The sequence below is a fragment of the Streptomyces sp. B21-105 genome, from assembly GCF_036898465.1.
Lineage (GTDB): Bacteria > Actinomycetota > Actinomycetes > Streptomycetales > Streptomycetaceae > Streptomyces.
Map to the genome: position 1 here is coordinate 2,912,851 of NZ_JARUMJ010000001.1, position 25,434 is coordinate 2,938,284.

At 69.2% G+C, this 25,434-nt stretch carries 22 protein-coding genes, 1 other RNA gene and 2 pseudogenes; 12 read left to right on the forward strand and 13 right to left on the reverse strand.

The window, feature by feature from the left end; all coding sequences use genetic code 11:
• Positions 1-116: 116 nt before the first annotated feature.
• Genes QA802_RS13115 through QA802_RS13125 form a run of 4 tightly spaced genes read right to left on the reverse strand, consistent with a single transcriptional unit; the run spans position 117 to position 2,338 of the window.
• Positions 117-1,583, reverse strand: a complete 1,467-nt coding sequence (locus QA802_RS13115; RefSeq protein ID WP_443042101.1) for a KamA family radical SAM protein — start codon at positions 1,581-1,583, stop codon at positions 117-119.
• The gene (locus QA802_RS41535) at positions 1,570-1,710 is read right to left on the reverse strand and encodes a DUF7701 domain-containing protein (protein WP_443042102.1); all 141 of its coding nucleotides are present in this window, start codon (positions 1,708-1,710) and stop codon (positions 1,570-1,572) included. Before QA802_RS41535 ends, QA802_RS13115 begins: the two co-directional genes overlap by 14 nt.
• Entirely contained in the window at positions 1,698-1,871 is a 174-nt protein-coding gene (locus QA802_RS13120; RefSeq protein WP_225966688.1) for a DUF7701 domain-containing protein, read from the reverse strand. The genes QA802_RS41535 and QA802_RS13120 overlap by 13 nt, the downstream gene beginning before the upstream one ends.
• Positions 1,868-2,338 (reverse strand): RipA family octameric membrane protein, encoded by a 471-nt coding sequence (locus QA802_RS13125; protein ID WP_046913982.1) that lies wholly within the window; start codon positions 2,336-2,338, stop codon positions 1,868-1,870. Before QA802_RS13125 ends, QA802_RS13120 begins: the two co-directional genes overlap by 4 nt.
• A 242-nt stretch (positions 2,339-2,580) precedes the next feature.
• Here QA802_RS13125 and QA802_RS13130 point away from each other — a divergent pair, with 242 nt between their 5' ends.
• From QA802_RS13130 to QA802_RS13170, 9 genes are read left to right on the forward strand one after another with little or no spacing between them, the layout of a single operon-like run.
• On the forward strand, positions 2,581-3,531 hold the full coding sequence (locus QA802_RS13130; protein ID WP_050398444.1) for a fumarylacetoacetate hydrolase family protein: 951 nt from the start codon (positions 2,581-2,583) through the stop codon (positions 3,529-3,531).
• Between the two features lie 9 nt (positions 3,532-3,540).
• Positions 3,541-4,710, forward strand: a complete 1,170-nt coding sequence (locus tag QA802_RS13135) for an aminotransferase-like domain-containing protein (protein ID WP_046913981.1) — start codon at positions 3,541-3,543, stop codon at positions 4,708-4,710.
• A complete protein-coding gene (locus QA802_RS13140; RefSeq protein WP_050398443.1) occupies positions 4,707-5,498 on the forward strand; it encodes a TIR domain-containing protein in 792 nt (263 codons plus the stop codon). Before QA802_RS13135 ends, QA802_RS13140 begins: the two co-directional genes overlap by 4 nt.
• A 22-nt stretch (positions 5,499-5,520) precedes the next feature.
• Positions 5,521-6,648: a DmpA family aminopeptidase gene (locus QA802_RS13145; RefSeq protein ID WP_334521558.1), complete on the forward strand. Its 1,128-nt coding sequence runs from the start codon at positions 5,521-5,523 to the stop codon at positions 6,646-6,648.
• 43 nt (positions 6,649-6,691) lie between these two features.
• Positions 6,692-7,972 (forward strand): 7-cyano-7-deazaguanine synthase, encoded by a 1,281-nt coding sequence (locus QA802_RS13150; protein ID WP_334521561.1) that lies wholly within the window; start codon positions 6,692-6,694, stop codon positions 7,970-7,972.
• A 13-nt stretch (positions 7,973-7,985) separates the two neighbouring features.
• On the forward strand, positions 7,986-8,948 hold the full coding sequence (locus QA802_RS13155; protein WP_334521564.1) for an aldo/keto reductase: 963 nt from the start codon (positions 7,986-7,988) through the stop codon (positions 8,946-8,948).
• Between the two features lie 21 nt (positions 8,949-8,969).
• On the forward strand, positions 8,970-11,744 hold the full coding sequence (locus QA802_RS13160) for a tetratricopeptide repeat protein (protein ID WP_046913978.1): 2,775 nt from the start codon (positions 8,970-8,972) through the stop codon (positions 11,742-11,744).
• A complete protein-coding gene (locus QA802_RS13165; protein WP_046913977.1) occupies positions 11,741-13,054 on the forward strand; it encodes an ATP-grasp domain-containing protein in 1,314 nt (437 codons plus the stop codon). Before QA802_RS13160 ends, QA802_RS13165 begins: the two co-directional genes overlap by 4 nt.
• The gene (locus QA802_RS13170; protein WP_107082315.1) at positions 13,047-14,324 is read left to right on the forward strand and encodes an ATP-grasp domain-containing protein; all 1,278 of its coding nucleotides are present in this window, start codon (positions 13,047-13,049) and stop codon (positions 14,322-14,324) included. Before QA802_RS13165 ends, QA802_RS13170 begins: the two co-directional genes overlap by 8 nt.
• Here the strand turns inward: QA802_RS13170 and QA802_RS13175 are convergent.
• Positions 14,318-15,496, reverse strand: a complete 1,179-nt coding sequence (locus QA802_RS13175; RefSeq protein ID WP_159026100.1) for a radical SAM protein — start codon at positions 15,494-15,496, stop codon at positions 14,318-14,320. The genes QA802_RS13170 and QA802_RS13175 overlap by 7 nt on opposite strands.
• 317 nt (positions 15,497-15,813) lie before the next feature.
• Between QA802_RS13175 and QA802_RS13180 the strand changes: the two genes are divergently transcribed.
• Positions 15,814-16,251 (forward strand): hypothetical protein, encoded by a 438-nt coding sequence (locus QA802_RS13180; RefSeq protein WP_050398440.1) that lies wholly within the window; start codon positions 15,814-15,816, stop codon positions 16,249-16,251.
• A gap of 770 nt (positions 16,252-17,021) precedes the next feature.
• On the opposite strand, the gene rnpB is transcribed toward QA802_RS13180, so the two are convergent.
• The 5 genes and pseudogenes from rnpB to QA802_RS13200 all read right to left on the reverse strand — a co-directional run bounded on the left by rnpB (position 17,022) and on the right by QA802_RS13200 (position 20,383).
• Positions 17,022-17,434: RNase P RNA component class A (rnpB, locus tag QA802_RS13185), an RNA gene on the reverse strand.
• A gap of 117 nt (positions 17,435-17,551) precedes the next feature.
• Positions 17,552-18,401: pseudogene (locus QA802_RS41540) on the reverse strand (DMT family transporter); the annotation flags it as partial.
• A gap of 25 nt (positions 18,402-18,426) precedes the next feature.
• On the reverse strand, positions 18,427-19,248 hold the full coding sequence (locus QA802_RS13190; protein ID WP_334521571.1) for a helix-turn-helix domain-containing protein: 822 nt from the start codon (positions 19,246-19,248) through the stop codon (positions 18,427-18,429).
• A gap of 177 nt (positions 19,249-19,425) precedes the next feature.
• Complete coding sequence (locus QA802_RS13195; RefSeq protein ID WP_334521574.1) at positions 19,426-19,947, reverse strand: TetR/AcrR family transcriptional regulator; 522 nt, start codon at positions 19,945-19,947, stop codon at positions 19,426-19,428.
• Complete coding sequence (locus QA802_RS13200; RefSeq protein ID WP_334521577.1) at positions 19,940-20,383, reverse strand: DUF4260 family protein; 444 nt, start codon at positions 20,381-20,383, stop codon at positions 19,940-19,942. The genes QA802_RS13195 and QA802_RS13200 overlap by 8 nt, the downstream gene beginning before the upstream one ends.
• A gap of 330 nt (positions 20,384-20,713) precedes the next feature.
• Between QA802_RS13200 and yaaA the strand changes: the two genes are divergently transcribed.
• A complete protein-coding gene (gene yaaA / locus QA802_RS13205) occupies positions 20,714-21,496 on the forward strand; it encodes a peroxide stress protein YaaA (RefSeq protein WP_334521580.1) in 783 nt (260 codons plus the stop codon).
• Positions 21,497-21,513: 17 nt separating this feature from the next.
• A pseudogene (gene eda / locus QA802_RS13210) lies at positions 21,514-21,993 on the forward strand (bifunctional 4-hydroxy-2-oxoglutarate aldolase/2-dehydro-3-deoxy-phosphogluconate aldolase); the annotation flags it as partial.
• On the opposite strand, the gene QA802_RS13215 reads toward eda, so the two are convergent.
• The 3 genes from QA802_RS13215 to QA802_RS13225 are packed head-to-tail and all read right to left on the reverse strand — an operon-like array spanning position 21,965 to position 25,246.
• Positions 21,965-23,629, reverse strand: coding sequence for a bifunctional RNase H/acid phosphatase (locus tag QA802_RS13215; RefSeq protein WP_334521583.1), 1,665 nt, complete (start codon positions 23,627-23,629; stop codon positions 21,965-21,967). The pseudogene eda and the gene QA802_RS13215 overlap by 29 nt on opposite strands.
• 19 nt (positions 23,630-23,648) lie before the next feature.
• The gene (locus QA802_RS13220) at positions 23,649-24,392 is read right to left on the reverse strand and encodes a zinc ribbon domain-containing protein (RefSeq protein ID WP_334534581.1); all 744 of its coding nucleotides are present in this window, start codon (positions 24,390-24,392) and stop codon (positions 23,649-23,651) included.
• Positions 24,389-25,246 (reverse strand): Nif3-like dinuclear metal center hexameric protein, encoded by an 858-nt coding sequence (locus QA802_RS13225; protein WP_334521586.1) that lies wholly within the window; start codon positions 25,244-25,246, stop codon positions 24,389-24,391. Before QA802_RS13225 ends, QA802_RS13220 begins: the two co-directional genes overlap by 4 nt.
• Between the last annotated feature and the right edge of the window lie 188 nt (positions 25,247-25,434).

Below are 25,434 nucleotides of genomic sequence, written 5' to 3' on the forward strand. Positions count from 1 at the left end.
AACGACAGCGACCGGGCCCCGTCACAAGATCTCCGGCTGTAGTACGAGAGAGACTCAGCCGTTCTGTGGGAAGCGGCTCGCCGATAAAGCTCCCAGCAGTCACCGACACACATCACCTATGCATCACCGAGGCACCCACCGGACGGCTGACATTCTGCCGGCGCGGTCCTCGCGCAGCCCGTCGACGCGACGACGGAAGCGTGGGACCTCCACCATCTCTGGCCGTCCGCTGGGAGCGTGTAGATGGGGTCGTAGTACTCGTGCAACTGCGTCAGATCGTCTCGTTGGCCTTGGTCCAGGATGGTGCGGTAGTTCTTGGACCAGTACGAGATGCCTCGCAGCCGGTCGTAGTCGGAGACCTGGTCGACCCAGCGCTTCCCCACCATGGGCACGTCGCACACGATGCGCGGGGTCGCGAACCCCGGCAGGTAACCCATGATTGCGTGCTGGAGTTCCTGCGCCTCCGCCACGGATGTCCGCCAGTGCTCACTGTTGGGAATCATGTCGCACATATAGAAGTAGTAGGGAACGATTCCGGCGGAATCGAGTAGGGCGAAGCAAAGGTCGAGCAGGGCGGCCGAGGTGTCGTTCACCGTGCGCAGGAGGACTGCTTGGTTGCGCACTTCGCGAAGCCCGGCCTCCATCAGCAGCCGGGAGGCGCGGGATACGCTCGCGGTGATCTGCTGTGCCGCGTTGGCGTGCGTGTGCAGAGCGATCTGCACCCCTCGTGAGCGTGCCGTCGAGGTCAATCTTTCGATGCCGGCCAGCACTTGGCCGTCCGTCCAGTGCTGCGGCAGCCCGACCAGGCCTTTGCTGGCCAGCCGGATGTCACGGACCGATGCTATGTCCAGCAGCGCTTCTACGAACGACTCGACTCGGGGCCAGGGAAGGTTGGCGAGGTCGCCGCCGGAGACGACCACGTCCCGGACGTTGGGGGTTCGGCGCAAGTAGTCGATCATCGCTTGGAACCGTGCTTGTGGAGTGAGGACGAAACGCGTCTTGGTGACCGACGGCGTTGAGTTCCCGACCAGATCCATCCGAGTGCAATGCCCGCAGTACTGCGGGCAGGTGGCCACAAGCTCGGCTAACACCTTGGCCGGATATCGATGAACGAGTCCCTCCACGGCCCACATGTTGCGCTCATGAAGAGAGTCCCTTTGAGCGTATGGGTGAGAGGGGAAGTCTGTGCGGCGGTCGGAGAAGACGGGCAGCATGTACCGCCGGACGGGATCGGCGTAGAAGGCGTCGGTCAGGCTCCCCGGCCCGCGCGGCGGCGCGTCCGGTGCCACGGTGTTGATCATATGCGGTGTGATGAGCAGCGACATCGTGGCACGTTCCTTTTGGTCGCGCTCGAGGTCGGCGAAGAAGGAGTCGCTGAGGAGGTTGCCGGTCAGGGCACGCAGCTGGCCTATGTTCTTCACACAGTGCGTACGCTGCCACTGGACGCAGTTCCACTCCGCTGCGGTGACGTCACGCCATCCCGGTAGCCGATGAGGATCGGGTTCCCGCGCTTCGCGGTATTGGTAGGAGTAGGGCTGCTGCAAGCTGTCAGACATACGTTGAGAAGCCTCACTGATCCACATCGAGGTTCGTTCGGCGTGCTGCTGCGCGAACGGCCTCGGCGTAGGGGGCGTCGGCAGCGCGTGTGTCTGGATCAAGGTCCTTGTACGGGACCAGGGCACCACGGGCGCTGTTCACTACTGCATCCACGCGGTCCAGGCATTGTGAATGTCTTCGTCGGTAACCTGTTCTCCCTTAGCCTGCAGCAGCACGGCGTAGATGCGGAACAGGTCGTCAGAGTCTGCAGGAGGCTTGGCAGGCGGGGAGAGGCAGGACCGGATCAGGTCGGCGAGGCGATCGAGGTAGGTCACACGGTCAGTGTGCCTACAAACAGGATCAGGTGCGCTACAGCGAACACCAGAGGCACCACGCGTTCGGAGGCACCCAACTCCACGTAGCGCTTGCGCTGGCTGGGGGTCGGTTCGCTCTTCAGGGCCTGCCATTCGTGAGTGTAGATCTTGACCGAGAGGTCTTCCTCCAGCTTGTTTATGACGGTGAATTTAGCGGTGTTGAGGTTTCGGTAACTGCGAAGCTGCATCCACCAGGTGGCAGACAAGGTGCAGCCGGCCAAGGCCACGGCCAGGGACACCCACCAAGGAGACTGCGAGAGCTTCGGGGTCCCGAAGCCGATCAGGGTGACGAGCGCGGACTGCACTGAGAGGAAGAAGGCGTTGGCGCTTCCACGACGCGCCGAGACTCGGTCGGCCATTTCCACGGCGAGTTTGTAGAGGTCGAGTACCTCCGACCGTTCCAGCGGTTCAGGCTGTTTGTTCACCATGCCCCCCGACGAGCTTTTGAGGTTCTCCCAGCCACTTCTGGGGGATTCTGCCGTAGGAAACGCGGCGCCGTCATCCCCCTCGTGTGGCGGCGGGTGACCACCGAACGAACGGCCGACGGTGGCCCCGGATGCCGATGGTCGGCGACCATTGGATCGAGGCTTGGGCGGCCGGGACCCAAGACATAGGATCGCCGCGACGTGGTTCGCCTCGGCGGGGTGGGACAGGCCCAGAGGGAGTTGGCATGCGGATCGCGGTGGATGCCGACACCGGGCAGCCCCTGATCGTCGGCGACGGCAGATCGTGGTCGGTGGCCGAACTTCTGCCGGATGTCCCTTCGATCAGGTCCGCAACCATCGCCGATGTGATCGCCGCCTGGGCTGAGTTGGGCCCCCGCTGCGAGCGCGCGATCTCCGGTGCCGGTCCGTTCGTCCCCGGCCGGGTTCGCAGGTTGGGACCGCCGGCTGGTCCGGCCACTAAGATCATCTGTGCGATCGACAACTACCGCGACCACGCTGCGGAATTCGCCACCGAGATCTTTCCGAAGCCGATATTCTTCCTCAAGCCGGCGACCACGCTCATCGGGGAGGGCGCCACTGTTCTGCTGCCGCAAAACGCTCGTCGCGTCGACTACGAGTTAGAGCTGGCCACCGTCATCGGCACCCGATGCCGTGACGTTCGCCCGCAGGACGCTGCGGAGGTCATCTTCGGCTACACCGTGTTTCTGGACATGTCCGCCCGCGACTTCCGCTCGATCCCCTACACCTGGTTCGGGATGAAGGCGTGGGACACGTTTGGGCCGATCGGGCCTTACGTGGTCGAAAAGCAGGATATCGGGGAGGCACAGGCGCTCAGGATGACGCTGACCGTCAATGGCGAGACCAGGATGACCGGCCACACCGGCGACATGATCTTCTCCGTCGCCGATCTGGTCTCTGCGGCCTCCGAGGTCGTCACACTCATGCCCGGCGATGTCATAGCCACGGGCACCATGGCGGGCGTCTGCCAGGCCGAGCACGGCGACGAGGTCGAGGCGACGATCGAGGAGACCGGGACCCTGCGAGTCAAGGTCGCGCGATCGGACGCGGCGACCCACTGGCACGATCGCTCGTTCCCGGAACAGTACGCGTCTTTCCGGGATCAGCCGCGCAGCGACAGTGGGCCCGACCCGATCGCCCCAGCTGATGGCGAGTGAGGAGATCGGGTGGACGTAGCCGAATATCTGTCCCACCGCGTGGCGTCCACGGCCGAGCCACCGGACGAGGTCAGCCTGCCGGACGGCGTCATCGACGCGTCGTTCGGCGAGCCCGATCCCGCTCTCTTCCCGCTCGACCTGATCAGGGACGCCGCGTCGGCCGTCCTGGCCGCGCCGTCCGCTGCACTGCAGTACTCGCCCCTGCGCGGGCATACGAACCTCATCGAGGCCGTCGCGACGTGGACGCGCCCCCAGGCGGAACCGGCCGAGATGGTGCTCACCAGCGGCTCGATCCCCGCTTTGCTGCTGCTCACCCACGCAATGGTGGATCCGGGGGACACCGTACTGTTCGAAGATCCCGGCTATTTCCGCGCGAGCGCGATCCTGAGGGCGCACGGAGCGAACCTGTTGCCGCTACGGCACACGCGAGACGGTCTCGACCTGGACGCGATGCGGCATGCGTTACCCACCGGGCGGACGCTGAGGAGCTTTGCGTACGTTCACCCGTCGTTCCAGAACCCGAGCGGCTACACGTGGTCGTTGGAGGAACGCCGGGAGTTCCTCGCGTTCTGTGCACAGCGTGGGATCGTCGTCGTGGAGGACACCGCCTACGACGAACTCTGGTGCGCCGAGCCGCCGCCGCCCTCGCTGCGTTCCCTCGCTGATGGTCACCCGGTCATCCAGATCGGCACGTTGTCGAAGATCATTGCACCCGGCATGGGCGTCGGCTGGATCATCGCGCCGGCCGCGCTCGCGTCTGTTCTGGTTGACAACCGGGTCGAGTTCGGTGGCGTCGGTGGTCTGACGAGCGCCATGGCGGCGGCCGTCCTGCGTGACGCGCGGTTCGGCACGCATGTGCGCGACATGCGCCGCGAGTACGCGGAACGCTGCCGGCGGTTCGCCGACGGGGTCCGATACATCCCCGAACTCGCCGACTGGTCTCCGCCGGGCGGCGGTTACTATGCCTGGCTGCCGTTGCCCGAGACGGTCAGCGACGACTGCTTCGCCCGTGTGGCGCTCTCGGCAGGCCTGCGAGTGCTTGAAGGCCGCCATTTCTTCCAACCGAGCGACCGCGAGCGGGACTTCGTCCGCCTGACGTTCGGTCGCCTTGCTCCGCAGGCCGTCGACAGAGCCGTGTCGCGGCTTGCGACGACGTATCGCCGGATCGGCGGCCGATGACCATGGCCCCGTTCTTGCACGTCCTGCTGCTGGACGAGCGTGGCGTCGTCCGGTCCATGGCCGCGAACCTCTCCGAGCGGGAGGTTGCCGACTTCGTCCGGCAGGTGGGCCGCTGCAAGCCGTTCCAGTTCAAGGCCGCTGTCATCAACCCGCTGGAGGCCCGGACCATCCAGGTGCGCCAGACGGACCGGCCGACGTCGGACATGCTGGAGGCGGCCCGCGCCGCGCGCCGGCTCGTACCGGCTGACGATGTCAACGCCGACGCGAGCGACGAGATCCGGGCCGCGCTGATGGGGCGGGAGGTGACCGATCGCCACATCAGCCAGGAGGCGCAGAGCCGCAGCCCCGCGAAACCCGATCCTTCGATCGGCGTCTTCATCGTCCACGGCCACGAGGAACTGGCCCTCAAGACCGTAGAGCGCATCCTGACGCAGGACTTCGGGGTCGCCGTCCGGATCCTGAAGGAGCAGGCGGGCGGGGGCATGACACTCATCGAGAAATTCGAGCATGCCGCGACGGAGGTGGACTATGCCATCGTCCTGCTGACTGCCGACGACTTCGTCCGCAACGGTGATGAGGAGTACTGGCAGCCGCGTCCCAACGTGCTTTTCGAACTCGGCTGGTTCTGTGGCCGACTGGGGCGCGATCGGGTGTGCCTGCTTGCGCAGCGTGGCCTGCGCATCCTCAGCGACATGCGAGGCGTGATCTGTCATGAGTTCACCAACGACGTGGCCGAGTGCACGCTGCCGCTGTTGCGCGAGCTCAAGGCCGCCAAGTATGTGGATTGACCGGGCGTCCGGAGGATAACGAGTGGGAGAGAGAGCCTTGCGAGTAACCGCGCGACAGCTTGGCGTCGTCCTGGGGCAGTTGCCCACCGGACCGCGGAACACAATCACCGATGTTCCCGGCGTCCTCGTCGGACACGAGACGATCATCGAAGGCCAGGGCGCGCACCGGCCCGGCATCGGCCCGGTGCGCACTGGCGTCACCGTGATCCAGCCCCACCCGGGCGACACCTATCTGGACCGCGTCTCCGCGGCGGTGGAGTGGTTCAACGGCTTCGGTGAATGTCTCGGGGCCGGTCTGGTGCACGAGTTCGGGCTCATCATCGGCCCGATCACACTGACCAACTCCTTCAACGTCTACAGGGTGGCTGACGCGTTGCAGGACTGGAGCATTCGGCAGCATCCGGAAGTGGGCATCGACACACACGGTTTGCTCTGTCTCGTCGCCGAGTGCAGCGACGACTATCTGAACGACATTCAGGGCAGGCACGTGCATGCGGAACATGTGGAGCGAGCCCTGGGCGCTGTCACGGCCGACGCCCTCCAGGGAGCGGTCGGCGCCGGCACCGGCATGGAGGTGTACGGCTTCAAGGGCGGCATCGGCACCTCCTCGCGGGTGGTGGATGCCGAAGACCGGGCCTACACGGTGGGAGTCCTGGCGTTGGCCAACCACGGCATCAAGGAACAGCTGACCATCCTGGGTGTCCCGGTCGGCCGTGAGCTGGAGCGGCATCCGGCTGGACGCCCCGACCGCCGTGAGGACGGTTCGTGCGTCCTCGTCGTGGCCACCGACGCACCTCTGCTCCCACATCAGCTCCGGCGCCTTGCCCGGCGGTCCTTTCTCGGCATGGCCCGCACCGGCGCAACTGCCCGCAACGGCAGCGGAGATCTCGCCATCGCGTTCTCCACCACAAACCGGATCATGCGTGACCCAGGACCCGTCGCGACGTTCCCGTTCGTACCAGACTTCCACGAAGACGTGATCAACCCGCTGTTCAGCGCCGTGTGCGAGGCCTCCGAGGAGGCCATCGTCAATGCACTGTTCACGGCCGAGTCGATGACCGGGAGGGACGGCCACCATCTGGAAGCCCTCCCCATCGAGCCGACCCTGGCAATGCTGCGCAAGCACGGACAACTCGCCGCGCATGCCTGACCGGTCGCCTCCCGGCCCGGGATTCGCAGGGCGACTTCGGGCGGTGGAGATCCCCGGCGCGCACCTCGCTGCGGATCTCCACTTCAACGATGCCGCGCCGGTCCGGCTTCGCATGGTCGCGCGCGAGCCCCTGAACCCGCCCGGGGCGGCCGTCCGCGGGCTCTTCGCCGCCCTCTGCGCAACGTTCGCCGGACAGCTGTCGCTGGCGCGGACCATCGAGATCGACGGGCCGGAGCTCCCGCTCAGTGCGATGGGCTGGCTGGAGGAACTCCGGCGCTACCTCTACGCCGTCCGCTCGTACCGGGACGGGCGTGCCGTCGCGGCGTACGGGTGCTTCGCCGATCGTTCCGCGGGCCCGGACCCCTCCCACCTGGACCGCGACGACTCTCGAACCGCGCTGCTGTTTCTGTCCGGCGGTATCGACTCGGCGCTGAGCGCGCTGCTGCTCGATGCAAACGGCTATCAGGTAGTGCCCGTCCATGTGACCGGCGTCAACGGCGATGTCGCGGTGAGCGAGACGGAGGAACGGGCGGCCACCCGGGTGGCGGGCGAACTCGGCCTGCCACTGACGGTCTTCGACATCGTCTCGGAGCCGCCCCTGGCAGAGCTGGCAGCAGGCTGGACCACCGTTCCCCCCTCATTCCCGAGCGTGAACACGGTGCCGCACGGCCGCGAACTGCTCCTGCTGTCTGCCGCTGCCTGGTGGTGCGAGAGCGCCGGGACCGCGGCCTCAGTCGCCTTCGGTGTGGAGAACAGCGGGTGGTCCGACACGTTCCGGTTGAACGGCCACTCGTATCCCCGTTCGGACACCCAGAGCGAGCGTGGCCTGACGGCACTTCAGCGACTCTCGTCCTATTGCCAGCCGGGCATGCTGACGCTCGTCTCCCCGGTCGCGGGCTTGACCGAGTACCGCAAGTTCGTCGACTTCTCGCGGTGGCGTCCCGACCTGCTGAACGTCTGCTCGTTCTGTTTCTGGGGCGTTTGTTGTGGTCTCTGCCAGAAGTGTTCGCTGTACTACGTCATCGGCCGTAGCCTCGGCTCGCTCGGCCCGCAGTACCGTAACAGCCCCATGAAGCTGCCGAGCGAGTACCTCGTCGATGCGTTGCGGCGCCCGCTCGACCCCCGCTACCGTGAGCGACAAGTCGCACTGATCGACATCGACAGCGCCGGGCTGTGGCGCGACGGTGAGTCGTCGCTCAGGTCTCTGGTTCGGAAGGTACGCCCCACCCTGCTCCACCATCGTGACGCGTGGCGCCGCGATCTGCTGAGGGCTCGATACAACGTATCGTTGCCGGCCAAGTTCGCCCTGAAACGATGGGGGTAGCACGATGAGTACGATGTCGACCCGCCAATCCATGCCCAGACTCGGCATGGGAACCTGGGCGTTCTCGGGGGACGTCTGGGGGGAACAGCCGGAGGCCGACTCCACGGCCGCCGTACTGGAAGCCCTCGATCGCGGTTGCACTCTGATCGACACGGCCCAGTCCTATGGTTCCGGCCGCAGCGAGCGCATCGTCGGCGCGGCTGTGAAGGGCCGGAGGGGCGATGTCGAGATCGTCACCAAGGTCCCTCCGCGCAACGAAGTCTGGGGGCCGCCGCCGGAGCAGCCGATTGGGGGCGGCTACGACGCTGCCTGGATCCGCGACTGCTGCGAGCAGAGCCTGCGCAACCTCGGCACCGACCACGTCGACACGCTGCTGCTGCACACCTGGAGCCGAGGATGGCCGGTGGACGGCGAGTGGCGCGATGCGCTGGAGGAGCTGAAGCAGGCAGGCAAGATCCGTGGCTACGGCATCTCAGTCGACGACCTCGGCACGTCGGACGCCGATGCGGCGATCGACGCCGGGCTGGACGCCGTCCAGCTGGTCTACAACGTCTTCTATCAGGAGGCGGCCGAGGGAACCCTGGAGCAGGCGGCCGCAGCGGGCACTGCGGTCATCGCACGCTCGCCGCTGCAGGCGGGCATCCTCACCGGCAAGTACCAGGACCGTGCTTTTCCCGCGGGCGACTGGCGCGCCGACTGGACGCCCGACGACTGGCTGGAGCAGAACCGGAGCATGGTCCGGGAAGTGACATCGATCGCCGATGAGTTCGATATGACCATCAGGGAACTGGCATTGCGCTTCGCACTCAGCCAACCAAAAATTGACACGGTCATCGTCGGCTGCCGCACCCGTGAGCAGGCTGCTGAGAATTTCTCGGCAGCCGCCCGGGAAGCACTCGCCCCGGGCCTTCTCGGCCGACTCACCAGTCTCTGGTCGGACGGGACAGTGCGGGGCACGTACCTCGGCTCGTCCTGAACCAGACCGGCGAGCTGGACCATGAACGCACAGGCATCGAACCATGAGGGCGGTGGGCAGGCCACCGAGGCGATCCGTACCCGGCTGACCAATGAGGAGTTTCTGCGCCGTCGTCAGCTCCAGCAGTTCACCAACCGTGATGCCGAGAGGCGTGCGTTGGCGGCGGCCGTCAAACCCGACAGTCAGACGAGGCTGCTGCACCTGACCGGCATCGCGGGCATAGGAAAGAGCACGGTCCTCACCGCGGGGGAGGACTACTGCCGCCGCCATGGCATCGTCTACGCCCGGGTGAACCTCGGCGGCCAGCGGACGCCGGAGACGATCCTCGCCGAGCTCTTCGAGCAGCTCGCCGCGACTGACTCGGCGCTGCCCGGCGGCCAGACGTTCGCCAACGGCAGCTTCGCTCGGGAGCTGGCCCGGCTGCGGTCCGTTCGCAGCCTCGTGCAGAGCACGGAATCGGCCTCGCAGGACACCCGGGTGATGGCGGCGGGAAGCTACGCCCCGGTGCGTCAGGGCGAGTCGGCGGTGGTGGCCGAGCGGGTGCTCGCCGAGGTCGCGGAGATCGTCGGCCGGGGCGACGCGGAGTTCCTGTTCAACCCGGGCGAAGCCCTCACCCACGCCCTCATCGAGGACGTCGAGGCCTGGCACCGGGGCGACTCGCGCGTCTGTCTCTTCTTCGACCAGTACGAACAGGCCGGGACCTCCGTCGACGAGTGGATCCGCAACAGCCTTTTCCCGGGGCTCAGTTCGGCGCTGCTGGTCTTCGGCGGACGCGGGCAGCTCGCGCCCGGGTGGACTCGATGGCGGTCGATGACTCAGGAGATCGCGATCGAGCCGTTGAGTAACGGCGACATGAGCCTGCTCATGGAAAAGGCGGCGGTCCGGGATTCGGCGATCGTCCGACGGATCATGGAGCTTGCCGCCGGCCTGCCGCTCGCCGCCGGCATTGCAGTCGACCTGCTCAACGAGACGGGAGGCAAGCTGGAACTCGGCCGAGTGCAGGGCCGGGAAGTGGTCAAGCAACTGGTCGACCTCTTCCTCGCGGACGTACCACAGGATCTGGTGACCTGGGTGCAACGTGCCGCCATCGTACGGTCGTTCAACGAGGACACTCTCCTGCAGATGGCCACCGATCCGGGCTTCGACCCGACACCCGTCTTCGAGCATCTGGCGAGACTCTCGATCACTCAGCTGCACGCCCGAGGACTGGCCATCCACGACGCCGTGCGGGCTTTCCTCAACCAGGACCTGCAGGTGCGAGCCCCCACCAGGTACGCCAACCTCCACCATCGCGCCTACCAGTACTACTCGCTGCTGCTCGGGAAGGGGCCGTCCGCGGAGGACCAGCGGGAGCTGCAGATCGAGCAGCTGTACCACCAGATCCGCTACGACCCCGACGCGGGCCTCGTCGCGATCCGCGAGCTAATCGAAAGCACCACCCTGCTGTCGCAGTTGGAGCTTTCCGAGGCGGTGCTCTCGCTGGCCACCGAGGCCACCTGGAGCGAGGCACAGTCCCTCTGGGTGCGTTACATGGACGCGCTGGTCCGCCAGCAGCGCAATACCGACAACCGCGGCTCGGCCCAGATCCTCGACGAGATCCTCACCGACCCCCGTTGCACCGATCCCGATCTGCGGGTACGGGCGGCCGCGTACCTGGCGATGAACACCTGGTACCTCGGTGACTTCCAGAAGGCCCTGCACTGGGCCGCTGTGGCCATCGACAACGCGCAGCGAGTGGAGCGGGCCACGGGGTTCGAGCACATCGCCGTCGAGGCCAAGGCTCTGACCCAAGACCGGATGGGCCAGTTCGCCGAGGCGGTCGACACCCAGCAACGCTTGCTGGAGAGCGCACGCGCCACAGGCGACAAGGTCGCGGAGGCCTGGGGCCTGAACAACCTGGGCTACTTGAAGTGGCACACCGGTGACTGGCAGGAGGCCGTCGGTCACCTGAGTGAGTCGCGAAACACCTTCGAGGAGTTGCGGCACCCCTATGGCGCCACATACCCGCAGTGTCATCTCGCGCTGGTGCACATCGCGTGTGGCCAGCCGGACGAAGCCCGGGACCTGTTGCAGACGACCCTTGAGCTGTGCCGGGAACGCGGCAACCGGGAGATAGAGGCCAAGTGCCTGCAGAACCTCTCCGACTACTGGCTGGCGGTCGGCGACCCGAGGCAGGCTGAGGCGGCCGCGCTGGAGGCCCTTGGCATCTCGCGAGACCTGGACCTGCCCTTCTACGAGTGCGACACCTTGCGGCGCCTGGGCGAGGCGCGGCTCCGCTTCGACGCCGCCCAGGCCCACGCCGACTTCACCGCCGGCAGCGACCTGGCGGCAGGCATGCACGCCCATTACACCCTGCTGCGCTGCCGACTCGGCCAGGCCCAGGCGGAGCTGGCCGGCGGTTCTGTCTCACCGGAGCTGCGCGCCGCCCTGCTCGACGCGGCGCGGGACGACCGTCAAGGGTACGGGGAACTGCGCTCCCGTGTCGCAGTGTTCACCGGCAGGCTCTGCTTGGCCGACGGTGATGCCGGGGCCGCCGACCTGTTCGTCGAGGCGCTGCATGCCGCCTCGACCTGCAATGCGGTCGCTCTGGAGCGCTGTGCGGAGGCGATCATCGCCTGCTGCGCCGACGCTGGCCGTCCCGACCTGGCCGACGATGTACGGGGGCGGTGGACGGGGGCCCTGACCGTACCCACGACGGTTTCGGCCGTCGAGCTCGCCCAGGCCCGCATCGGCGACTTGCGCCCCTGCCTGGCACCGGAGGTCATGCTGGAACGCATGAGGAGAACCAGTCGGTGAAGCGGCGGGACTGTTTCGTCGCCAACATCAGCGAACCCTTCCTGCCGTTCCTTCGGCGCGAGACCGATCCGGCGCGTCGTAACCACATGATCGCCGAGGAGCATGCTCTCTCGGAACGAACGGCACTGTGGGGCGGGGTCGACAAGATCTGCCTGCTGCCCCAGCCACCGCACACCATCGGGCTCCTCGAATCCCGGTTCGGCTACCGAGTGTCGGCCAAGGCCCTCGAAACCCCCGACGATCGTCTGAGCCGTGCCATCACACGGTCGGACGACGCGATCGCCTGGCTGGCCGCAGCCGGGCGAACCGCTCCGCTCGCCCTCAGCAGTTACGCGGCCACTGAGGACTTCGTCGACCTGGTAGCGACCCTTCGCAGCAGCGGGGTCGACTTCGCCGCAGACGACGCCACTGTGAGCCCGGAGGGCTTGAGCGTCCTGCGCCGGATCGAGAGCAAGTCTGGTTTCCGGCAGGTCGCGGCCGTCCTGCTGAACGGCTTGCCCTGTCGGCTTCCTGCGGGCACGACCTGCGAATCGCCAGGCGCCGCGCTGGGCGCTGCGCGCCGGCTGAGCCGGGCCACCGGTGCCGTGATGATCAAAGCGGACGACGGTGAAGGTGGGTTCGGCAACGTGGCCCTTTCTGCTCGCGAACTGGAGCGGATCGATACGACCCGCCTGTTGGAGGTCTGCCCGTTCCTGGGGCTTCGGTCGGTGGTCGAGCAGCTCATACCGTGCGTCGGTGCGCCGTCCGTCGAGTTCTTCGTGCCGTCGGCGCCGAGGTCGCCCGTGGTGACATACGCGTGCACCCAGATCTTCGACCGGAACAACTACTTCATCGGCGTCCGGCTGAGCCCTGCGGACCGCGACGCTGCCTGGTTCGAACCGCTCGCCGAGTTCGGCTGCCGCCTCGCGGCGCACCTGCAACAGCGCGGCTTTCGCGGCCACTTCGACATCGACGCCATCGTGACGGCCACCGGTGACCTCTACGTCGTCGAGGCGAACCTGCGCCGGACCGGCGGCACTCACGTGCATGACTTCGCCCGCACGGTCCTCGGCAGTGACTACGCGTCCCGCGTCGAGATACTCAGCCGGTCGATCACCATACCGCCGTGCTCCCCGGCCGAGGCGCTGCGCCGGCTGGAACCTCTGCTGGTCGATCCCGGATCCGGCACCGGTGTGCTGCCGGTCGTCGTCGGTACAGCTCAGGATGGCGCAGTCGAGCTGATGGTCTTCGCAAGGGACGAACACGGCCTGCAGGAGACCCTCGCGGCCGCCGTCGGAACCCTGACCGTGGGAGGCGCAGCCCATGGCTAGGGGGAATTTCCCGGCAGTCGTGTGGATCGGACCGCGCGCGGCGGACGGGGCCGTCGTCGGCGCGGGTGACCACCCGGTCGCGGTCTTCTCCGCAGATACGGCTCAGCCGCACGGGCCGGGTCGGACCGCACCGTCCCTGGAGACGCGTACCGGCGTACGGCAACGGTGGGGAGCGGCCAGCGTGGGCGACGTGGTGGCGGCCTTCGGCGCGGAGATCCGCCAGGCGGCAAGGCGAGCCGCCGCGGTGCTGCCCTACACAATGGACGAAGCGCTGCCCGCTCTGATCGGCGACACCGGCGCGAAACTACTCGGGCCCGCCCCGCGCCTGCGGCACTGGCTGGACGACAAGCGTGCGGCGCTGCAGGTCTTCGACGGCGTTGGTTCACCCAGGCTTGCCTACCGGGAGATGTCCGCGAGGCAGCTCCCGAGCCTGGCGGCAAGGGACCGCATCGGCCGCCGACTCGTGGTGCAGATCCCGCGCGCCTCCGGCGGCAAGGGCACCCACTTCGTCCGGGCGGACGCGGAGAGCCTTGGCCGACTCGCCTCACGACTGGCTGCCGGCACCGTGCTGGTCACGGACTACGAGGAGGGCTCGTACTCGCTCAACGCACACGTCGCTGTGCTGCCGGGGAGAATCCTGGTCGCCCCGATGTCGGTCCAGCTCGTCGGTATCGCGCCGTGCACGTCGCACGCGGCCGCGTACTGCGGAAACAACTTTGCGGCCATGGCGGACATCGGCGCGGGCGTGGTGAGCCGCGCACGGGAGATCACCACCAGGGTGGGCGAGTCGCTCGCGGCTCGGGGGTACCGGGGCTTCGCGGGCCTCGACCTGCTAGTCACCGCGCGCCCGGACGGGATCTTTCCCATCGACCTCAATCCCCGTCTCCAGGCATCGACGAGGGCCTTGGCTTTGGCCGAGCGCTCCGCCGGCAACGGGCCGGGCTTCGTTGACCTCGCCGTCGGCGCCGAACTAGGCGTTTACGGTCGTGAAGACCTGGACCGTTACGTGGCCCCGGGCGCACTCGCCATGGCTCAGCTGGTCTTCTACAACCGGTCCTCCTACTCACTGAGCCGGAGACCCGGGGCCGCCCGGACGACGGCAATCGTCGACGGCTGGTCGCTGACCGGTCTCGCTCCGGCAGGCGTACGGGTGGAGAGCGGAGCGGTCCTGGCCACCGCGACGCGATGCTCCTCGGACCGGGCCCCGCTCGAGACGGCAGCACAGGAGCTGGTGGTTTCGGTAGAGGACGGCTACGAAGCCGCTCAATAGCTTCGGTATGCCAGTCCTGTGGGCAGGGAAAGGACATTGTTCTGGCATCCGACGCAGGTCGGGCCGAGAACCAGCCCGGCGCCGGTCGCGATCTCCTGGCACTGCTCATACAGGTTCCAGTACTCCGGGCCGGTCAAACCCCGCCGGTCGGCCAGCGTGGTACCGGCGAGGGGCCGGAACGGCGAGATGATCGGCATGACACCGAGTTCGCAGAGCCTGGTGACCCCGCGAACGGTCTCCTCGACCGGCTCCAGCCCGGCGATGAGAATGGAACGGGCCCGGTACGGTCCGAAGAGCCGCGCCGCGTGGCTCAGCGCCTCCAAGTACCGACCCCTGCCGATCAGATCGCGTTTGCCGGGGATGAAACCGTCCCACGCGGCGTCGCTCCAGAACTCCAGGTTCATGCCGAGTTCGTCCACCCCCGCGTCGAAGAGCTCGTCGATGTGCCGGTTGTGGAGTGGTGCGGCGATCATGACGTAGACGGGGATGTCGTAGCGGCTCTTCACGATCCGGGTGAGCCGGGCGGCAAGGGACGCCCCCATGTCGTCGCCGGGCGGCGTACCACCGCCGATGAGCAGGTGGCGAGCCGGGCGAACACTGTCCGACCATGCCTGTTCCACCACCTCCAGGAAATGCCGCTCCAGCTTGCGGGAGGCGTCTGCGTCGTAGTTGAAGCCGATCGAGCAGTACGCGCAGCGCTTGTGGCGTGCCCAGAAGCTGCACCCCGGGCCGGTCATGCCAAAACATAGCCGGTCGGGCGAGCACATCTGCGCGATGCGGGAAAGCGGGATGGTGCCGTCCGAGACCGTGCGGCCGTAGTACTCCGGCTCGGGAACTCCGACGACGTCATGTCTCTTCCTGCCTGGTGCGCTGAGGTACAGCCGTCCATCGGCTGCTTCGAGGCGGTATGGGGAGGACACGGCGATCGCCTCGCGGACGGGAACGTTGACGTACAAGCCAAGGTCCTCATCGAGGGCAAGATCGAGGCCGCCAGACACGCCGGAGCGGGTTCTGAGGATTGTCGTGCCGGCACGGTGCCCGGTCCCCGATGCGAAGAGGAACGTCTCGGCGCTGGGGTCGAGCCGGGCGCCCCGAGCCAGCAGATCGAACTTCAGCCGGCCCAGCTCGGTCAGCCGCCGCCACCGTTCCGGTGACCAGCCGTCAGGATCCATCGCCATCGCCTCCCAGCGCGTGGGGACGGCGCGGCACCCAGGACACCGTGTGTTGGGGGATGGGCAGTCCCGAACTACATTGCAGCATCGCCGAGCGGCGCAGGCCAGAGGCTGGCTCCGCGAAGCAGTCGAAGGCACGATCTCGAGCCAGCCACGCACTTCTTCGCCGATCTACACCAGCGCATCGCGCAAGGCTCCGCTCCGCTGACCGCCTTCCGCAGGGCGCAACTCGCCACACGGGCCGTCTTCCCCGTATACCGGGACTGGGGGGCCTTCGTGTTCCTTAACGGCTGGCACTACACCGCGCAGGAGGCAACATGACGGCGGCGAACGGCTGGACCATTCCCTTGCAGGAGGTCCCCCTCATCCCCGAACGCACCCTGGGCACGCCACCGGTGTCCGGACACCTGGCGCGTAGGCTGTCGTTCGGCCAGGACCTGTTGCCTGTGTCCGAGACCTACGCTCCCGCCGAGTGGTGCGCCTGCACTGCGGGGCTCACCCCCGAGCGCACGTTCCGACTACGCGCGCTGGTGTGCTCCTTCTACCCGCCGGACAGTCCCTGGATCATGAAAACGGGCTCAATCGGGCTGTCCCTCAGCACGGTCGGTGAAATACCCGCCAGGGCCGTCGCTCGCCGCATCGACCCGGGTCGGCGGAGTCAACCGGTAAATTTCACACCCTCCACCTTCAACGCGGGATTGTTCAGCGCAGGGGTGGAGCACCCGATCGGGGGCTCCACCATTGGCTCAGAATGATGGCATCGCCCGGATTTTGCCGGACACGGACTCTCCCGTGGGCCCCGCGTCTGCCTGGGACCAGCACCGACGGCACAGCCTGTCGACGGGAGTCGTCTTCGGACTAGCCATGGGGTTGCGCCCCCGGGCTGACCGACGCCCTTGCCACGGCCTGCCATGATCCGCTCGGGATCGCGATACGGGTCGGGCTCATCACCGGAACGGTCATCAGCCTGCTGACCGGGGTCGCGGCAGGGCTCACCGTGTCCCACCGTTGGCGGACCGTAGTCGTGTTCGTACAGCTGTGGGCCAAGCGGGTTCTCCCGCTGCGGGCCATGCGGTTTCTGGACGATGCCTGCAGACTGGAGGTGCTGCGGGAGGCGGGCCCTTACTACGAATTCCGGCACGCGCGTCTTCAGGACTATCTGGCCCGCCCGCGGGACCGAGAGGGCGGCAATGTCGGCCAGAGCCCAAGCCGGAGCCGAACGTGAGCGCCGGACAACAGGCCACGCGAACCGACACGACGGCCGACGCCGAGGCCACGTAATCCGGCCGAGCCAAGACCACCCCCTGCCAGCGGCTCCAACGCCATGCTCCGACGACTGTCGCGAACCGCCAGCTCATAGGCCTCGCCCACCACTCCGCTCCAGGGACTTTTCAGGGACTTTCAGCTCTGTCCGAGGGACTTCCGAGGGACTTTTTGCCGCCTAACACGGCAAGCTCCTGAAAGATCGGAAAGGGCCTCCGTCGCAGATCAGAGGCCCTTTCCCAGGCGAAGCCGCAGGTGGCGGCAGACGAGTCGGGCTGTACGCCGGGTTCTGTGCCGAGGGGTCTCGCGACGTCCTCGGTGACGGCCATCCATCTAGGGCCGGCGTTGCCGCCGGCCTCGTGCGGTCTACCCGCGGACTCGGGCGGGCAGCCCTCGAACGTCCGCGCAGAAACACCTTCACATCCTGGAAGGCGCTTCCTTTTGACCTTGCTCCGGGTGGGGTTTACCTAGCTGCCCAGGTCGCCCTGGGCACTGGTGGTCTCTTACACCACCGTTTCACCCTTACCGAGGACCGAAATCCCCGGCGGTCTGTTTTCTGTGGCACTGTCCCGCGGGTCACCCCGGGTGGCCGTTAGCCATCACCCTGCCCTGTGGAGCCCGGACGTTCCTCGGGAAGTCCCGTAAGGGACTCCACGCGGCCGCCCGCCCGGCTCGTCTGCCGTGTCGACCATGGTACCGGGCGGAGGCCGCGCCTCGGGCCCGGGACGGCGTCCCGCTTCGGGCGGGAGGCCGCGTCGCGCTTCGGGCGGGAGGCCGCGTCGCGCTTCGGGCTCGACGCCGTGGCCAGGACGGAGCCGGTCAGGATCAGTGCGAAGGCCGCGAGGATGCCGGACGTCAGGGGCTCGTCCAGGAACAGGGCGCCTGCCGCCACCGCGACCGCCGGGTTCACGTAGGTGATGACCGTCGAGCGGGTGGGGCCCACCTCCCTGATCAGTTCCAGGAAGCCGACGAAGGCCACCGCCGTGCAGAGGACGCCGAGGCCCGCGAGCGCCGCCAGCACCGAGGTGGAAGGGAGCTCGGCCGGCCAGGACGCGGCCGCTGCCGGGGCGTAGACCAGTGCCGCCAGGGCCAGGCAGGGGACGATGAGCTGGAGGGTGGGGACGTCCTTGAGGCGGCGGGCCGCGATCAGGGGGGCCGTGGCGTAGCCCAGCACCGTGAGCAGGACCTCGCCGAGTGAGCGGGCGTCTCCTCCCGTCAAGTGCGGGACCGTGAGGACCCCGACGCCGGCCAGGCCCAGGGCGAGGCCCGCGACGCGGCGTACGCCCAGCACCTCCGCGTCGCCGAGGAAGCGGGCGGCCAGGACGCCGACGATCGGGACGCCCGCGATCAGCAGTCCGGCGGTGGAGCTCGACAGGTGCCGCTCGGCGTCGGTCAGGGTGAACCACGGGCCGATGATCTCGATGCACGCGAAGGCCAGCATGGGCGCCCAGTGCGCCCGCACGGTGCGGACCAGGCCGCCCTGGCGGAGCGCGAACGGGAGCAGGAGGAGGGCGCCGAGCGCGCAGCGCACGAACACCACCATGGACGGGGAGAGATCCTCCACCGCGATCTTTATCAGCAGATAGGGGATGCCCCAGATCACTCCCATGAGGGAGAACAGCAACCAGCCGCGTGCAGTCATGCCCGCAGTGTCGACGCGGCCCGGGTCACGTGTCTTGAACGCTGTTGCGGTACGCCGCCGGGGTGACGCCGAGGACGCGGCGGAACCAGCGGGTGAGGTGGGCCTGGTCCGCGAAACCGACCAGGCCGGCGACCTCTGCGGGGCGCAGCCCCGACTCCAGCAGGCCACGGGCCCGGGCGACCCGGTGCTGGGCCAGCCAGGCGTAGGGCGGCATACCGGCCGCCGTACGGAAGGCGCGCAGGAGCTGGTAGCGGGACAGGCCCAGGTCCGTCGCCAGGTCGGCGAGCGAGGGCGGGGCGAGGAGTTCGTCGGCGAGGCGGGTCCGCACGGCGCGGGCGATGTGCTCGGCGCCGGGGATCGCGTCGCACACCGGACGGGCCGTGGAGTGGCGGCGGGCGAGGGCCGTCAGCAGCCACGGGAGGCGCGACTCGGCCTCCAGCGGGTCGGGACAGGCGGACAGTTCCCTGTGCGCCCGGCGCAGGGCGGCGGCCAGTTCGGGGTCGTCGAGGAGGGGCTCACGGAAGTGCGGCACACCGCCGAGCGTGCCCTCGGTGAGGAGGGCGGGGCCGGCGTACAACGCGCGGTAGGCGTAACCGCCGACGGCGTCGCCCGGGCCGCCGGTGTGCGTCTCCCCCGGGGCCAGGACGACGATGGAGCCGGGACCGGTCCGGATGTGGCCGCCTCGGTAGTCGATGATCTCCGAGCCGCCCACGCAGACACCGACGGTGAACTCCTCGTGGGCGTGCGGGGCGTAGACGTGCCGCTCGAAGCGGGCGGTGAGCAGGTCGAGGGGCGGTCCTTGACGGCCCAGCCGCGCCCTGGTCCACGACGCCTGTTCACGACTCATCCGACGCCCCCTGCATGCTCTCGCGGCCCGCGCCCTTCGCGCCTTCGCGCCTTCGAACCTCCGGGGCTCCTGGCTCTCCCTGGGTGCCTGGGCCTCCGGACTTCCCGGATCTCGGGCTCCCCCGGCTCCCCGGCTCCCCCGGCTCCCCGGCTCCCCGGCTCCCCGGCTCCCCGGCTCCTAGCGGTGCAACGCCTTCAGGCCGCGTTTCCATGCCGCCGGGAGCTCGGCGTCGTCCGGAAACCGGCTGTGGATCTCCAGGACCACCATGCCGTGGGCGAAGGCCCAGATCGCGCGGGCCAGGTCCAGGTCGCCGTCGCAGGCCAGCAGCAGGGGCATCGCGGCCCGGTCCTCCAGGCCGGCGGGCAGGGCGGCGCGGGGCAGCGGGCGTTCCGTGGCCAGGCAGTAGAGGTGGGGGTGGGCGAGGGCGTAGGCGCGGTACGCCTGTGCCAGTGCGGGCAGGGAACCCGGCTCTCGCGCCTCGGCCGCCTCCAGCGCCTCCGCCGACTCCTGCAGCATCTGCGCGACCAGTTCGACCTCGACGGCGTGCTTGTCGGGGAAGTGCTTGTAGAGCGAGGGCGCCTTGATGCCGAGGTGGTCGGCGAGTGCGCGCATGGTGAGCGCGGCGGGCCCGGCCTCCTCCAGGAGGGTCCGGGCGGCCGCCGCGATCTCGCGGGCGCGGGGCGTGAGCCGCTCAGTCACGCTGGAAGCCCTCCTTGGTGCGCAGTCCGTAGCCGAAGGCGCGATCGTACGAGATGTGGGCGAGCCATCCGCACAGTGCCGCGAACAGCGGGGGCCAGGCGGCGAACGGCCCGAACGTGTAGAGGACCATGAGGGCGAGCGGGACGACGGCGGCGTGCATCGTGTTGTAGTACGGCACCGCCCGGGGCGGGAGCTGCCCCTTCGCCATGCGGGGCGCCTCGTCGAGGGCGACCAGGAACGTCAGGTCCGGCAGGATCAGGAAAGCGAGGGCGAGACCGCCCGCGAGCCAGCCGTGGTTCACGGACTCCAGTACCGCGAAGGCCGACCAGAACACGGCGTTCGCCAGCCAGGCCGCGCGGCGGACGCCACGGAAGCCGGAGCCCGTGCGCGTGCTGGTGCTGGTGTGGGTGCGCGAGCTGGTGGTGGCCGTGCTCATGTCTGCCCCCTGGACGTCGTCTACTGGGTCTCGGCGGTGCGACCCATCAAGCTAACAGTGTTAGCCCGCCTGTCGTCACGACGGTACGGCTAACGCCGTTAGCCGTCAAGGTGGGCACGGGGCGGGCACCGGCGAGCACTCCCGGAGATGCCGGGACGAGGACGACGCCTCCCCTCCCGCACCTCGAACGCGGCACTTTTCCGCGACCCGATGACCGTCGGCCACCTCCACCTCCACCTCCACCGCCGCGTCGGCGTCGGAGCGGGGCGGAGGCCGGTGTGCGGCACGCCGTACGCTGGCGCGGCAGAGCTCTATCGAAGGAGATGTCCCGTGCTGGTCCTGCTGCCGCCCTCCGAAGGCAAGGCGTCCTCCGGGCGCGGCGCCCCGCTCAAGCCGGAGGCCCTGTCGCTGCCGGGACTGGGCGCGGCTCGTGAGGCCGTCCTCGACGAGCTGGTCGAGTTGTGCGCGGCCGACGAGGAGAAGGCGCGCGAGGTGCTCGGACTGAGTGAAGGGCTGCGCGGTGAGATCGCGAAGAACGCGCGGCTGCGGACGGCGGGCGCGCGGCCGGCCGGGGAGGTCTACACCGGCATCCTGTACGACGCCCTCGGGCTGGCCTCGCTCGACGCGGCGGCGAAGCGGCGTGCGGCCAGGTCGCTCCTCGTCTTCTCCGGACTGTGGGGCGCCGTCCGCGTGACGGACCGGATCCCGTCCTACCGCTGCTCGATGGGCGTGCGGCTGCCGGGGCTGGGCGCGTTGGGCGCGCACTGGCGCACGCCGATGGAGTCCGCGCTGACCGAGGCGGCCGGGGGCGGGCTGGTGCTGGACCTGCGGTCGGCGGCGTACGCGGCGGCGTGGAAGCCGAAGGGCGAGGTCGCGGCGCGGACGGCGAGCGTGCGGGTGCTGCACGCGCCGACGCGTAAGGTCGTCAGCCACTTCAACAAGGCGACGAAGGGGCGGATCGTACGGAGCCTGCTGACGGCGGGAATCGCCCCGAAGGGCCCGGCCGAGCTGGTGGAGGCCCTGCGGGACCTCGGGTACGTGGTGGAGGAGCACGCCCCGGCCCGGGCGGGCGCGGCCCGGACGCTGGACGTGCTGGTGGACGAGGTGCACTGAGGGTGAGGACGGGCGAGGCGGGCACGGTGATCACATCGAAGCAGGTGACGGCGTGCGGGGCCGCCGGCGCCCGGTTCCTGGTGAGCCCCGGCTGGACGGGCGCCCTGCGGACGGCGTTGCCGGCGTCCGGGCTGCCCTTCCTGCCCGGGGTGTCGACGACGTCGGAGGTCGTGGCGCTGCTGGAGCGGGGCGTGCGGGAGATGAAGTTCTTCCCGGCGGAGGCGGCGGGCGGCGCCGCCTATCTGCGCTCGCTCGCCGGTCCGCTGCCGCAGGCCCGGTTCTGCCCGACGGGCGGCATCGGCCCGAAGAACGCACCCGACTACCTCGCGCTGCCCAACGTCGGCTGCGTGGGCGAGAGTTGAATGGTTCCGGCGGACGCGGTCGCGGCCCGGGACCGGCCTCGGATCGAGGAGCTCGCCCGGACCGCGTCCGGCCTCAGGGCCGAAGGCGTCAGGACCGCGTCCGGCCTCAGGGCCGAAGGTGGGACGTGTCGTTGAAGAGCCGGACGCTCGCGTTCCCGTCCGCGTAGTAGGCCACGGCCGACAGCGAGGCCGCCGACAGTTCCATGCGGAACAAGGACTCCGGCGGTGCGCCCAGGGCGAGCCGCACGAGCGTCTTGATCGGGGTCACATGGGTGACCAGCAGGACCGTGCGGCCCGCGTACGCGGCGACCAGCCGGTCGCGGGCGGCGGCGATCCGGAGGGCGGTGGCCGCGAAGCTCTCGCCGCCGCCGGTCGGCTCGGCCTCCGGGTCGGCGAGCCAGGCGTTCAGGTCGTCGGGGTAGCGTTCGCGGACCTCGCCGAAGGTCAGCCCCTCCCAGGCGCCGAAGTCCGTCTCGATCAGCCCGTCCTCGACGGTGACCTGCAGGCCGAGGCGGTCAGCCACGATGCCGGCCGTCTCACGGGTACGGGCCAGCGGGGAGGCGAGGACGTGCTGGACGGTGCCGCGCCGGGCGAGCGCGGCGGCGACCCGCTCGGCCTGCCCCCTGCCGACGTCGGAGAGCGAGGGATCGGTGCCGCCGCTTCCGGAGAACCGCTTCTGCGGAGTCAGCGGCGTCTCACCGTGCCGCAGCAGCACGAAGGTGGCCGGCGCACCGAGATCGGGAGCCGCACCCCAGCCGACGGTCGGCGCAACGGCGGGCTCGGCGGCGGAAGCTGCGGCTTCTACGGTGGGCAGAGCGACCGCGCGGGCGGCACGCACGTCGTCGCCGGTCTTGGCGCCAGGCTCCGCAACGGCTTCCACAACGGTTCTCCGCACATCTTCCGCAACGGCTTCCACTCGGGTTCCCGGTGCCGTGCCCACGCGACCTTGCGAAACCGCTTCCGAACCTGATTCCCCGACGGCTCCCGCGCGACCTTGCGAAACCGCTTCCGAACCTGATTCCCCGACGGCTCCCGCGCGACCTTGCGAAACCGCTTCCGAACGCGATCCCTCGACGGCTCCCAGCCCGCTTTGCCGAACCGCTTCCGAACCTGTTTCCCCGACGGCTCCCGCGCGACCTTGCGGAACGGCTTCCACGCGTTCTTCCGCGGCTGCCCCGGCACCGCCTCGCGCAGCCGCTTCCGTAATTCTTTCCGCCGCCGCCCGGGAAAGGGCCTCGCGGGCCTTCGCCGCGCCCGCGACGGCGTCGCCGGGAGGGCCGGACGGCTCGGGAGCCGCCGGGACCGCGGCGGGCGGGCGAGCGCCGAGCGCGGCTCGTGACGCGCCCTCGTCCCACTGCTCGCCCCGCTTGCCCGCGTCCATCGCCTCGTTCGCGAGGCGGTCGGCGTGCTTGTTCTGCGCGCGCGGAATCCACTCGTAGGTGACCTGCCCGGGCGGAAGCACCCGGGCAGCCTCCGCCGCAAGCGGCTTCATGTCGGGATGCTTGATCTTCCAGCGGCCCGACATCTGCTCGACGACCAGCTTGGAGTCCATGCGCACGCGCACCCTGGCCGAAGGGTCGAGTTCGCGGGCGGCGCGCAGTCCGGCCAGCAGACCCCGGTACTCGGCCACGTTGTTGGTGGCGACGCCGATGAACTCGGCCCGCTCGGCGAGGGTCTCCCCCGTGGTCGCGTCGATCACCACGCTGCCGTAGCCCGCGGGCCCCGGGTTGCCCCGTGACCCCCCGTCGGCCTCGACGATGAACTCCCGCACGTTGCAGGCCCCTTACCGGTTACAGCCCCGAGTCGGACGTGCGCACGAGGATACGGCGGCAGTTCTCGCACCGTACGACCGTGTCGGGCGCGGCCGAGCGGATCTCGTTGATGTCGGTGATGGCCAGCTCCTGGCGGCAGCCCTGGCAGGTGCGCTGGTGGAGCCGGGCCGCGCCGATGCCGCCCTGCTGCTCGCGCAGCTTGTCGTACAGCTTGAGCAGGTCGGCCGGCAGGGAGGCGGCGACGACCTCGCGCTCCTTGGTGACGGTGGCGGCCTCGCCGTCGAGCTCCTCGAAGGCGGCGTTCCGGCGCGCGGTGGCGTCGTCGATCTTGCCCTGCACGGAGCCGACCCGCTCGGTCAGCTCGGCGGCCCGCTCCTGGGCGCTCTCGCGGCGCTCCATGATCTCCAGGACGACGTCCTCGAGGTCGCCCTGGCGCTTGGCGAGGGAGACGATCTCCCGCTGCAGGTTCTCGAGGTCCTTCGGGGAGGTGACGGCGCCCGAGTCCAGTCGCTGCTGGTCACGGGTGGCGCGCTGGCGCACCTGGTCGACGTCCTGCTCGGCCTTGGTCTGCTCGCGGGCGGTGTCGCTCTCCTCGGTCTGGGCGGCCACGAGAAGGTCGCGCAGCTGGGTGAGGTCCTTGGTCAGCGACTCGATCTCGGCGTGCTCGGGCAGGGACCTGCGCTTGTGGGCGAGCTGCTGCAGTCGGACGTCGAGGCCCTGGACGTCGAGGAGTCGGATCTGGTCGGCGGGCGCGGCGTTCAGTTGGGGGCTCCCATTGAGCTAGAGGTGGCGGTGGACGCCGCGTGGGCGGTCCAGGGGTCGGTGACCGTGCGGGAGACGTGGACCCGCAGGTCCCATCCCCTCCGGTCGGAGATCTCGTCGAGCTGGGCGGCGGCCAGCTCGCACCAGGGCCACTCGGTGGCCCAGTGCGCCGCGTCGAGCAGCGCGAGAGGACTGTGGGCGCGGGCCTCGGAGACGGGGTGGTGGCGCAGGTCCGCGGTGAGGAAGGCGTCGACGCCGGCGGCCCGGACCTGCTCGAAGAGGCTGTCCCCGGAGCCGCCGCTGACGGCGACGGTCCGTACGAGCGCGTCCGGATCGCCGGCCACCCGGATGCCCTGCGCGGTGGCCGGCAGCCGCTCGGCGGCCCGGGCGGCGAGCTCGCGGACGGTGAGCGGGTGGTCGAGCTCGCAGACGCGGCCGAGGCCCCGGCGCCCTTCGCCGTCGCTCGGGTCCGGCACGAGGGGGCCGACGACCCGCAGGCCGAGCGCGCCGGCGAGGGCGTCGCTCACCCCGGGATCGGCGCTGTCGGCGTTGGTGTGCGCGACGTGCAGGGCGATGTCGTTCTTGATGAGGGTGTGCACGACGCGGCCCTTGAACGTGGAGGCGGCGACGGTGGTCGTACCGCGCAGATACAGCGGGTGGTGGGTGACGAGCAGGCCCGCGCCGATCTTCACGGCCTCCTCGACGACCTCCTGGACGGGATCGACGGCGAAGAGGACGCGGGAGACCTCCTGGTCGGGATCGCCCACGACGGTGCCGACCGCGTCCCAGGACTCGGCCCGCTCGGAGGGCCACAGATCGTCCAGCGCGGCGATGACTTCAGACAGACGGGGCACGAACGAAAGGCTACCTGGCCGTTCTGCGGGGAGGTAACCGCCGGCTCGGCATGCACACGCCTTCCGCGACCCTCAGGCGAATCGCTTCTGCACCACTCTTACGAGGGAAGAAGACCGCCCGTGGGTCCCACGCCCGTGCGTGCGAAAACTAGCTTCGTCGCCGGAGGTGGCGGAACGATGACGATGCC